This is a genomic window from Streptomyces sp. NPDC044571 (assembly GCF_040647115.1).
Classification (GTDB): domain Bacteria; phylum Actinomycetota; class Actinomycetes; order Streptomycetales; family Streptomycetaceae; genus Streptomyces.
In genome coordinates, this window is record NZ_JBEZBN010000008.1 from 141100 (window position 1) to 151220 (window position 10121).

Annotated in this window: 10 protein-coding genes and 2 tRNA genes; 10 read left to right on the plus strand and 2 right to left on the minus strand. The window is 71.3% G+C overall.

Features of this window, described 5'->3' with window-relative positions; genetic code table 11:
* The first annotated feature begins 69 nt into the window (after positions 1-69).
* Complete coding sequence (locus tag AB0B01_RS06800; protein ID WP_361713647.1) at positions 70-1197, plus strand: PP2C family protein-serine/threonine phosphatase; 1128 nt, start codon at positions 70-72, stop codon at positions 1195-1197.
* A gap of 63 nt (positions 1198-1260) precedes the next feature.
* Here the strand turns inward: AB0B01_RS06800 and AB0B01_RS06805 are convergent, their stop codons facing one another.
* Positions 1261-1899 (minus strand): DUF4232 domain-containing protein, encoded by a 639-nt coding sequence (locus tag AB0B01_RS06805; protein ID WP_361713649.1) that lies wholly within the window; start codon positions 1897-1899, stop codon positions 1261-1263.
* Between the two features lie 195 nt (positions 1900-2094).
* On the opposite strand from AB0B01_RS06805, the gene AB0B01_RS06810 reads away from it, so the two are divergent.
* The 4 genes from AB0B01_RS06810 (at position 2095) to AB0B01_RS06825 (ending at position 4875) form a co-directional block, all read left to right on the plus strand.
* Positions 2095-3501: a pyridoxal-dependent decarboxylase gene (locus AB0B01_RS06810; RefSeq protein WP_361713651.1), complete on the plus strand. Its 1407-nt coding sequence runs from the start codon at positions 2095-2097 to the stop codon at positions 3499-3501.
* Positions 3498-3953 carry an HD domain-containing protein gene (locus tag AB0B01_RS06815; protein ID WP_361713653.1) on the plus strand — a complete coding sequence of 152 codons (456 nt, stop codon included), beginning with the start codon at positions 3498-3500 and terminating at the stop codon, positions 3951-3953. Before AB0B01_RS06810 ends, AB0B01_RS06815 begins: the two co-directional genes overlap by 4 nt.
* A 175-nt stretch (positions 3954-4128) precedes the next feature.
* A complete protein-coding gene (locus tag AB0B01_RS06820) occupies positions 4129-4323 on the plus strand; it encodes a hypothetical protein (RefSeq protein ID WP_356850590.1) in 195 nt (64 codons plus the stop codon).
* Between the two features lie 216 nt (positions 4324-4539).
* Positions 4540-4875 carry a hypothetical protein gene (locus AB0B01_RS06825; protein ID WP_361713655.1) on the plus strand — a complete coding sequence of 112 codons (336 nt, stop codon included), beginning with the start codon at positions 4540-4542 and terminating at the stop codon, positions 4873-4875.
* 105 nt (positions 4876-4980) lie between these two features.
* On the opposite strand, the gene AB0B01_RS06830 is transcribed toward AB0B01_RS06825, so the two are convergent.
* Positions 4981-5051 (minus strand) — tRNA-Gly (locus tag AB0B01_RS06830).
* Between the two features lie 168 nt (positions 5052-5219).
* Between AB0B01_RS06830 and AB0B01_RS06835 the strand changes: the two genes are divergently transcribed.
* The 5 genes from AB0B01_RS06835 to clpX all read left to right on the plus strand — a co-directional run bounded on the left by AB0B01_RS06835 (position 5220) and on the right by clpX (position 10045).
* Positions 5220-5296: transfer RNA gene (locus AB0B01_RS06835), tRNA-Pro, on the plus strand.
* A 180-nt stretch (positions 5297-5476) separates the two neighbouring features.
* Positions 5477-6859 (plus strand): trigger factor, encoded by a 1383-nt coding sequence (tig, locus tag AB0B01_RS06840; RefSeq protein WP_361713657.1) that lies wholly within the window; start codon positions 5477-5479, stop codon positions 6857-6859.
* Between the two features lie 369 nt (positions 6860-7228).
* Positions 7229-7846: an ATP-dependent Clp protease proteolytic subunit gene (locus AB0B01_RS06845; RefSeq protein ID WP_351884830.1), complete on the plus strand. Its 618-nt coding sequence runs from the start codon at positions 7229-7231 to the stop codon at positions 7844-7846.
* A gap of 104 nt (positions 7847-7950) precedes the next feature.
* Positions 7951-8604 carry an ATP-dependent Clp protease proteolytic subunit gene (locus AB0B01_RS06850; RefSeq protein WP_361713659.1) on the plus strand — a complete coding sequence of 218 codons (654 nt, stop codon included), beginning with the start codon at positions 7951-7953 and terminating at the stop codon, positions 8602-8604.
* Positions 8605-8758: 154 nt separating this feature from the next.
* On the plus strand, positions 8759-10045 hold the full coding sequence (gene clpX, locus AB0B01_RS06855; RefSeq protein WP_048479338.1) for an ATP-dependent Clp protease ATP-binding subunit ClpX: 1287 nt from the start codon (positions 8759-8761) through the stop codon (positions 10043-10045).
* Positions 10046-10121 lie beyond the last annotated feature (76 nt).

The window sequence follows — 10121 nt, forward strand, 5'->3', positions numbered from 1 at the left end:
GCTGAGGGGGTCCCGCTGCGCGCGCACGGCCAGGATGGATAGGGTCCCGATGCAATGGCCGGAGCACGCATGGAGACGCTCACGGCCCGGGCCCGCATGCTGTCGGCCCGGGTCCGCACCAGCCTGCGCAAATCCGCCGTCGACTATTTCCGCGGCGACGCCTCCGACTGGCTCGCGTTCGGCGGGCTGCTCCTGACCATTCCCGCGATCGCCTGCGGCACGCTGATGCTGCCGGTCTGGTTCTCGCCCTCCGCCCTCGTCCTGCCGATCGTCGCCGGCGGCCTGCTGCTGCGGCCCGCGAGCCTGCTCGGGCTGTACGCGGCCTCCGCCGCGGCCCTGATCGTCGAAGCCCTGGTCCTCGGCCCGTACACCCAGGGGCCGGCCCGGGTCACCCCCGGCACCGTCCTGGTCGTCGCCGCCTGCGGGTTCTTCGGGCTGGTGATCGCCCAGTTCCGCAGCCGCGTCGGCGTGCCCTGGCGCCGCGGCGGCACCATGCTGTTCGACCTGCGCGAACGCATCCGGGTCCAGAGCAAGCTGCCCGCCCTGCCGCGCGGCTGGCACCGCGAGATGGCCCTGCGCCCGGCCGGCGGCCAGTCCTTCTCCGGGGACTTCGTCGTGGCCGCCCGCACCAACGGCGGCCGGACGCTGGAGGTGGTGCTGACCGACGTCTCCGGCAAGGGCATGGAGGCCGGCTCGCGGGCCCTGCTGCTGTCCGGTGCCTTCGGCGGGCTGCTCGGCGCGCTGCCCCCGGAGGGCTTCCTGCCCGCCGCCAACGGCTACCTGCTCCGCCAGGACTGGGACGAGGGCTTCGCCACCTCCATCCACCTGGTCCTCGACCTGGAGACCGGCGACTACGAACTGCTCTCCGCCGGGCACCTGCCCGCCCTCCAGCTCTCCGCCGGAACCGGCCGCTGGCAGGAGGTGTCCGGTGAGGGCCCGCTCCTCGGCGTCTACGACGGGGCCGCCTTCGAACCGGCCTGCGGCAACCTGCGCCGCGGGGACGTCCTGATGCTGTTCACCGACGGACTCGTCGAGACCGCCGACCGTGACATCGGCGAGGGCATCGACCGCCTCACCGGCGAAGCCGACCGCTACGTCGCCGCCGGCTGGGAGGGCGCCGCCTGGCACCTGATCGAAAAGGTGGCCAAGGACGTCAACGACGACCGGGCCCTCCTCCTGCTCCGCCGCTCGCCCTGACCGCCCCGACCGCTGGCCGGGGCCGACGCGCAGCGGGGCTCGGAGGCCGACGCCCGGCGGGGCTCAGCGCGCGATGCCGGTCCAGGGGCCGATGCCGAGCTTCCCGGTGTTCCCCAGATCGACGGAGTGGGCGAGTTCCAGCGCCACCCGGGGCGCGCCGGGGCGGGGCGTGACCTCCAGCACCCAGCCCTCGGCGGCCGGGCGGGTCGTATCGGTGACCAGGTTCCGCCACACCAGCCCCACCGAGGCGGCCTGCCCCGGCTCCAGCGTCATCGGGCGCGGCGGCTCGTCCATCGCGGGGGCGCCCGTGGTGATGCCGCTCGACCCGTGCCCGACGGTCACCTCGACGGGCCTACGCGCCTTGTCCAGCAGCCGGATCTCCGGATAGCCCTCCAGCGCGTACGGCTGCGTACCGCAGTTCACCAGCTGCACGTCCGCGACCCGCAGCCCCATGGCGGCATCGCCGGTCCCCTCGCGCAGCCGCACCCCGCCCTCGGGGCACGGCCCGTCCGGGGCGGGCGCGCTCCGCGGGGCGCTGCCGTACGGCGACTCCGGCCGTACCGGCCCCGGAGTCCCGGCGGAGCCGGTCCCGGCCGTGGGCCCCGGCGCCGCCCTCGGTGGCGGCGGGGCGTCGCACCCCGCCAGGAGCCCGGCCGCCAGGGCCCCACCGACCACACCCGCCACCCACCGCATCCCGTTCATCCTCCGACCCTACGGCGCCCCTCCCGCCCCAGCACCCCTGCACGGCCCCGGACTTGGGCCGCCGACGCCGACGCCGACGCGACGCCGGCGTGGGCGAGGGGCGGAGCCGTGCGGGTGGCGCCGTGCGGGTGGTGGCGGGCCACTTGGGCCGGATTGGCCCGCCCCCGGGCGGCGGCCCGCTCCTACCGTTCCCCCATGCACCCCGCCCTCGCCGCCGACCTCGCCCGGCTCCCCGAGCTCCTCGCCGCCACCCACCGCACCGCCGCCGAGACCCTCGCGACCCTCGACGCGCGTCCGGTCGTACCCCGTGCGGAGCCGGAGGGGCCGGAAGGGCCGGAGCCCCACCACGAGCCCCTCCCCGACCGCCCCGCCGGTGCGGACGGGGCTCTCGCCGCCTTCCAACACCGCTGGGCCCCCCGCCTGTCGGCCTCCGCCGGCCCCCGCTACCTCGGCTTCGTCACCGGCGGCGCCACCCCCGCCGCCCTCGCCGGCGACTGGCTGACCGCCGTACACGACCAGAACTCCAACTCCGCCCTCGACGGCGCCGGCCAGGCCCTCGAACGCGAGACCGTCGGCTGGCTCCGCGAGCTCTTCCACCTCGGCCCCGCCCACACCGGCACCTTCGTCAGCGGCGCCACCATGTCCAACACCACCGGCCTCGCCATCGCCCGCGAATGGCTCGGCGAACGGCTCGGCGTCTCCCCGGCCGAAGACGGCGCGGCAGCGCTCGGCCCGGTCCGGGTCCTCTCCGGCGCCCCGCACTCCTCCATCGCCAAGGCGCTCTCCGTCCTCGGCCTCGGCCGCAGCTCCCTCGTGGCCGTCCCGACCCTGCCCGGCCGCGAGGCCGTGGACCCGGCCGCCCTCGACCGGGCGCTGGCCGACACCCCCGGCCCCGCCGTGGTCGTGGCCAACGCGGGCACCGTCAACACCGTCGACTTCGACGACCTCCGCGCCGTCGCCGCCCTCAAGGAGCACCACGACTTCTGGCTGCACACCGACGCCGCCTTCGGCGCCTTCGCCGCACTCTCCCCGGCCCGTGCCCACCTCGCCGCCGGCCTCGACGCCTCCGACTCCCTCTGCGTCGACCTGCACAAATGGCTGAACGTCCCGTACGACAGCGCCGTCCAGTTCACCCGCCGCCGCGACCTGCAGGCCCGCGTCTTCCAGAACGCCGCCGCCTACCTCGGCCCCCTCGGTGACCACCCCGACCTGGTCCACCTCACCCCCGAGAACTCCCACCGGCTGCGCGCCCTCGCCGCCTGGTTCACGCTGCGCGCGTACGGCCGCGAAGGCCATCGGGAGATCGTCGAACGCGACATCGCCTGCGCCGAGGCCCTCGGCGCAGCCCTTGACCGGGACCCCGCCTTCCGCCTGCTCGCCCCGGTCCGCCTGAACGTCGTCTGCTTCACCCTCGCCGCGGAACCCACCGCGGCTCGCCTCACGGCCATCCGCGAGGCGATCCGGTCGGAGGTCTTCGTCACCCCCACCGTCTACGCGGGAACCCCCGCCCTGCGCGCCGCGTTCTCCAACTGGCGTACCACGCAGTCCGATGTGCGCCGGGCCGCCGAGGCCCTGCGTACGGCAGCAAGGGAGATCGCATGACGAGCCGGCCCCTGACCCTCCTGGAGGTCGAAGCCCTGGCCCGCGCCGCGCACGAGGGCCAGACCGACAAGGCCGGCCGGCCGTACGCGGAGCACCTGGCGGCCGTGGCCGAGGGCGTCCGCGCCCGGGGCGGCAGCCCCGAACAGCAGGCGGCGGCCTGGCTGCACGACGCCGTAGAGGACGACGCCCTGTCCCGGGAGTGGCTGGACTCCGCCCCTCTCCCGCAGCCGGTGAAGGACATGGTCCTCGCGGTCACCAAGCGCCCGGGCGAACCGCTGGAGGAGTACACGGCCCGGATCCTCGCCACCCCCGGCGCCCTCCTGGTCAAGGAGGCCGACCTCGCGCACAACGCGGATCCGGCGCGGCTCGCCGTACTGGACGGGCCCACGCGCGAGCGGCTGTCCGCGAAGTACGCGTATGTCCGCTCTCTGCTCGGCCTCACCATCCCGTGACCCGCGCCGCCCTCCCGAAATATGCCTCGCGCACGCCCGGTTGGCGCGAAAGAGCCGATGCGGTTTGGCCACGGGGCGGATAGCCGAGCCCTGTTGGTGGGAGGATGGTCCCTAGGGGAGCGTGCGTGGCCGTGCGCCCCGGCCGACCAGGGGACGACCGAAGGTGTGATCAGTAGTGGCCATTTCGCTCTCAGTGGTGGTTCTGTTGTTGGTCATCCTGGTCGTGCTCGTCCGCGGCGGCCACCTCAAGACCGGACCTGCGATCGTCGCGGTCCTCTTCGGCTTCTTCCTGGCGTCCAGCTCCATCGCCCCGGACGTCAACCGCTTCCTCAACTCCCTGGCGGACACCATCGCGGGCATCAAGCTCTAGCGACGGAGCCGGAGCCCGGCCGTGCCGTACGGGGCGTCACGCTTTCGAGGGACCGCCGCGAGATGCCATGGGGCAAACCGGACTATAGGCTTGAACCGGCATCAGCATGGCAGAACGGACCGAGAGCGTCCCTCGGCGTCCGGGCGGCCGCTGCCCGGGGACCGGAGCCGTCACGCCTGACCGGCCGCCCCGTCAGCGTCCAAGGCAGGTTGAATGATGAACCGGACACGTCGTCTTGCAGCACTCGCGCTCGTGGTGGCCCCCGCTCTCGCGGTGGGCCCTGCCCTTGCCGCGCACGCCTCGGCCACCGCCGCCCCCGGCGCCGTGGCCGGCGCGGCGTGCAAGGTCGAGAAGGATTCGGTCGGCAAGTACCACCTGTGGGGTCTGGGATTCCCCGCCGGCACGACGGTGACCTACTCGGGATCCACCTCCGGCTCGGTCCCCATCGACAAGTCGGGAAGGTTCGACCTCGGCGGTCTCAGCGGGGGCAAGTACGTCGTCAAGACGGCCGACGGCAAGACCACGGTCGCCTGCACCACGGTCCAACACTGAGGCGCGCCCGGCGGCGGCTCACCGCCCGCCCCGGCTCCCCCTGCTCCGGAACGACGGTGGGCCAGGTCGAGGAAACATCCTCTGACCTGGCCCATCGTCGTTCAGAGCGGGCGACGGGAATCGAACCCGCGTAGCTAGTTTGGAAGACTAGGGCTCTACCATTGAGCTACGCCCGCATGACGTGCGCCGCAGGTCCGGAGGCCGCGGCACGGACAGCATCCTAGCGGGTCGAGGCGGGGGAGTGCACACCGCTTTTCGCCCCGGCAGGGTCGTGGCGCGGGGGTGGGCCGGGAAACCCCGCGCATCAGAGGGTCTCCGGGCATGTACCCTACGTGTCGCACCGACGGGGTGTGGCGCAGCTTGGTAGCGCGTCCGCTTTGGGAGCGGAAGGTCGTCGGTTCGAATCCGGCCACCCCGACCACCAGCAACACCGGCACCACTGGTACCGCCGTCCACGGTGATCGCGTTGTGGGCTGATTGCCGCTTGCGGTTACTATGCAAGCTGCGTGCCCGTGTGTCTGATGCCGGGCCGAATCCGCTGAACCGCTGAATCGCAGCGACAGCAGAGACCCCCAGCAGTCAGCCACAAGGAGACCGAACCGTGAAGAGCGCCGTGGAGACCCTGAACCCGACTCGGGTTCGGCTCACTGTTGAGGTGCCCTTCGAGGAGCTCAAGGACAGCCTCGACGCGGCCTACAAGAAGATCAACCAGCAGGTCACGGTGAAGGGCTTCCGCAAGGGCAAGATCCCGGCCCGTGTCATCGACCAGCGCTTCGGCCGCGGTGCGGTGCTGGAGGAGGCCGTCAACGACGCGCTCCCGAAGTTCTACACCGAGGCCGTCAACGAGGCCGACCTGAACCCGCTGGGCCAGCCCGAGGTCGACATCACGGAGCTGAAGGACGGCGAGCTGCTGGCCTTCACCGCCGAGGTGGACGTCCGCCCCGAGATCGAGATCCCGGACTACTCCGGCATCGAGGTCGAGGTCGACGCGGTCGAGGTCTCCGACGAGGACGTCGAGAAGTCGGTCGAGCAGCTGCGCGGCCGCTTCGCGTCCACCAAGGACGTCGAGCGCGCCGCCCAGGACGGCGACGTCGTCACCATCGACCTGGAGGCCAAGGTCGAGGGCGAGGTGCTGCCGGACGGTGTCGCCTCCGACGTCTCGTACACCATCGGCTCGGGCGAGCTCCTCGACGGCATCGACGAGGCCGTCAAGGGCCTGGAGGCCGGTGGCGAGGCCACCTTCACCTCCCAGCTGAAGGGCGGCTCCGCCGAGGGCAAGGACGCCGAGGTCACCGTCAAGGTCACCAAGGTCTCCGCCCGCGAGCTGCCGGAGCTGGACGACGAGTTCGCGCAGATGGCGAGCGAGTTCGACACCCTTGAGGACCTGAAGGCGGACAGCCGCAAGCGCCTTGAGAACATGAAGCAGTACGACCAGGCCACGCAGGCCCAGGAGCGCGTCCTGGAGAAGCTGCTGGAGCTCGTCGAGGTGCCGATCCCCGAGAAGCTGCTTGAGGACGAGGTCAACACCCGCAAGCACAACCTGGAGCACCACCAGCTCGGCCAGATGGGTCTGACCCTGGAGAAGTACCTGGAGTTCCAGGGCAAGACGGTCGAGGAGTTCGAGGCCGAGACCAAGGAGCAGGCGGTCAAGGGCATCAAGACCCAGTTCGTCCTCGACGCGCTGGTCAACAAGGAGAAGCTGGGCGTCAACCAGGAGGAGCTCACCGAGCACCTCATGCGCCGCGCCGCCTCCTCCGGCATGTCCCCCGACCAGTTCGCGCAGGCCGTCGTCGAGGGTGGCCAGGTCCCGATGCTCGTCGGCGAGGTCGCCCGCGGCAAGGCCCTCGCGGTCGTCGTCGAGGCCGCCAAGGTCACCGACACCAACGGTGAGGTCGTCGACCTGTCCGACGAGGACGAGGACGAGGCCGCCGAGCAGGCCGCCGCCAAGGGTGACGCCGAGGACGCGGCCGACGAGGCCAAGTGACACCCCGGGCGAAAGCCCGCTGAGCAGTGCCCCGGAGGGCCCGTACGCAGCCGCGTGCGGGCCCTTCCGCATGGCGCTCCGCATGGGCCCTCCGCATGGCCCGCGCGCGGCCTCCGCACGGCCCTTCCGCAGCCGTCCGCCCGGCCGCCGCACGGTCTGCGCACGGTCTGCGCCCGGCCCCCGGAGCTTGCGCTCCGAGCGAACAGTTCGGGAAGCGGGATGGCGTTGTCCGACCTGCGCGTTAGGGTCCATGAATACGAGGGCACGGGAGTACCCGGACGCCGGCGGCCACCGCCGCCCCGACCGGTCCGCGCCCCAGAACGAGACGCTGAGACGGCATGTGGCCGTCGGAGACGAGCAGGTGGATACGTGACGAATCTGAAGCCTTACGCCGCGGGTGAGCCGTCCATCGGTGGCGGCCTCGGCGACCATGTCTACAACCGGCTGCTCGGCGAGCGCATCATCTTCCTCGGGCAGCAGGTCGACGACGACATCGCGAACAAGATCACCGCGCAGCTCCTCCTCCTGGCCGCCGAGCCGGAGAAGGACATCTACCTGTACATCAACAGCCCCGGTGGCTCCGTGACGGCGGGCATGGCGGTCTACGACACCATGCAGTACATCCCGAACGACGTCGTCACCATCGGCATGGGCATGGCGGCCTCCATGGGCCAGTTCCTGCTCACCGGCGGTGCCCAGGGCAAGCGCTTCGCGCTCCCGAACACCGACATCCTGATGCACCAGGGTTCCGCCGGCATCGGCGGCACCGCCTCGGACATCAAGATCCAGGCCCAGTACCTGCTGCGTACGAAGCAGCGCATGGCTGAGATCACCGCGCACCACTCCGGCCAGACCGTGGAGGCGATCATCCGGGACGGCGACCGCGACCGCTGGTTCACGGCGGAGGAGGCCAAGGACTACGGCCTCATCGACGAGATCATCTCGGCCGCGTCCCTGGTCCCCGGCGGCGGCGGCACCGGGGCCTGATCCCGGCCCCGGCGGCGCGTGCACTCCCGTACGACCCCGCCAGCCCGTACCAGGCAAGCCTCAGCCCGCAGAACGCCACCAGGACGGTGAACACCCAGATGCACATGAACAACCTCTCTCCCGCGAGCGGCCTCTACACCGGCGCGCCGCTGGACAACCGCTACGTCGTCCCGCGCTTCGTCGAGCGCACCTCGCAGGGCATCCGCGAGTACGACCCGTACGCGAAGCTCTTCGAGGAGCGCGTGATCTTCCTCGGCGTGCAGATCGACGACGCCTCCGCCAACGACGTCATGGCGCAGCTGCTGTGCCTGGAGTCGATGGACCCGGACCGCGACATCTCGATCTACATCAACAGCCCCGGCGGCTCCTTCACCGCGCTGACGGCCATCTACGACACGATGCAGTTCGTGAAGCCGGACATCCAGACGGTCTGCATGGGCCAGGCGGCCTCCGCCGCCGCGGTCCTGCTCGCCGCGGGCACCCCCGGCAAGCGCATGGCCCTGCCGAACGCCCGCGTGCTGATCCACCAGCCGTCCGGCGGCACCGGCCGCGAGCAGCTCTCCGACCTGGAGATCGCGGCCAACGAGATCCTGCGCATGCGCGACCAGCTGGAGACCATGCTGGCCAAGCACTCGACCACGCCGATCGAGAAGATCCGCGAGGACATCGAGCGCGACAAGATCCTGACGGCCGAGGACGCGCTCGCGTACGGCCTGATCGACCAGATCGTCTCGACCCGCAAGAGCAGCGCGGGCTGATCCTTGCCGCCAGTTGGCGTGGGCACGCAGTCGCATTCAGCGATGTGAACCACGTCAAGGGGGCCCCGTACGGGGCCCCCGGCAAGGTACCGTCGGATATGAGGCACCAGGAGCCGCTGAACCAGGCGTCTCCCAGGCGAAGGGGAAGCACCTCGTGGCACGCATCGGTGACGGCGGCGACCTGCTCAAGTGCTCGTTCTGCGGAAAGAGCCAGAAGCAGGTGAAGAAGCTCATCGCAGGACCCGGTGTGTACATCTGCGACGAGTGCATCGACCTCTGCAACGAGATCATCGAGGAGGAGCTCGCCGAGACCTCCGAGGTCCGCTGGGAGGAACTCCCCAAGCCTCGTGAGATCTACGAGTTCCTGGAGAGCTACGTCGTCGGCCAGGAGCCGGCGAAGAAGGCGCTCTCGGTAGCGGTCTACAACCACTACAAGCGGGTCCAGGCGGGCGAGAACGGCGGCGCGCAGGGCCGCGACGACGCGATCGAACTCGCCAAGTCCAACATCCTGTTGCTGGGCCCGACGGGTTCCGGCAAGACGCTCCTCGCCCAGACGCTCGCCCGCATGCTGAACGTCCCGTTCGCCATCGCCGACGCGACGGCGCTGACGGAGGCCGGGTACGTCGGCGAGGACGTCGAGAACATCCTGCTCAAGCTGATCCAGGCGGCCGACTACGACGTCAAGAAGGCCGAGACCGGGATCATCTACATCGACGAGATCGACAAGGTCGCCCGCAAGAGCGAGAACCCGTCGATCACCCGCGATGTCTCGGGTGAGGGCGTCCAGCAGGCCCTGCTCAAGATCCTTGAGGGCACGACGGCCTCGGTGCCGCCGCAGGGCGGCCGCAAGCACCCGCACCAGGAGTTCATCCAGATCGACACGACGAACGTGCTCTTCATCGTGGGCGGCGCCTTCGCCGGCCTTGAGAAGATCATCGAGTCGCGCGCGGGCGCCAAGGGCATCGGCTTCGGGGCGACGATCCGCTCGAAGCGGGAGATCGAGGCGAGCGACCAGTTCCAGGAGGTCATGCCGGAGGACCTGGTGAAGTTCGGGATGATCCCCGAGTTCATCGGCCGTCTGCCCGTCATCACCTCGGTGCACAACCTCGACCGCGAGGCCCTGCTCCAGATCCTGATCGAGCCCCGCAACGCCCTCGTCAAGCAGTACCAGCGGCTGTTCGAACTCGACGGTGTCGAGCTGGACTTCGAGCGCGAGGCGCTGGAGGCCATCGCGGACCAGGCGATCCTCCGCCAGACGGGCGCGCGCGGCCTGCGCGCCATCATGGAGGAGGTCCTGATGTCGGTGATGTACGAGGTCCCGTCCCGCAAGGACGTGGCCCGCGTGGTCATCACGGCCGACGTGGTCCGCTCGAACGTCAACCCGACGCTGGTCCCCCGCATCGTCCCGAAGGACCAGGGCCCCCAGGAGAAGTCGGCGTAGCCGTCACGACGTACGCGAAGGGGCGCCCGGCCCCCCGCCGGGGGGCCCCCGTCGAGTTACAGCGGCGGCCGCCCAC

What these genes read in the sequence shown, in the direction of transcription:
- AB0B01_RS06800 (WP_361713647.1), top strand. Translation starts at nt 70, where the DNA reads ATGGAGACGCTCACGGCCCGGGCCCGCATGCTGTCGGCCCGGGTCCGC.
- AB0B01_RS06825 (WP_361713655.1), top strand. Translation starts at nt 4,540, where the DNA reads ATGAACCGGACACGTCGTCTTGCAGCACTCGCGCTCGTGGTGGCCCCC.
- AB0B01_RS06815 (WP_361713653.1), top strand. Translation starts at nt 3,498, where the DNA reads ATGACGAGCCGGCCCCTGACCCTCCTGGAGGTCGAAGCCCTGGCCCGC.
- AB0B01_RS06850 (WP_361713659.1), top strand. Translation starts at nt 7,951, where the DNA reads ATGAACAACCTCTCTCCCGCGAGCGGCCTCTACACCGGCGCGCCGCTG.
- AB0B01_RS06805 (WP_361713649.1), bottom strand. Translation starts at nt 1,899, where the DNA reads ATGAACGGGATGCGGTGGGTGGCGGGTGTGGTCGGTGGGGCCCTGGCG.
- AB0B01_RS06810 (WP_361713651.1), top strand. Translation starts at nt 2,095, where the DNA reads ATGCACCCCGCCCTCGCCGCCGACCTCGCCCGGCTCCCCGAGCTCCTC.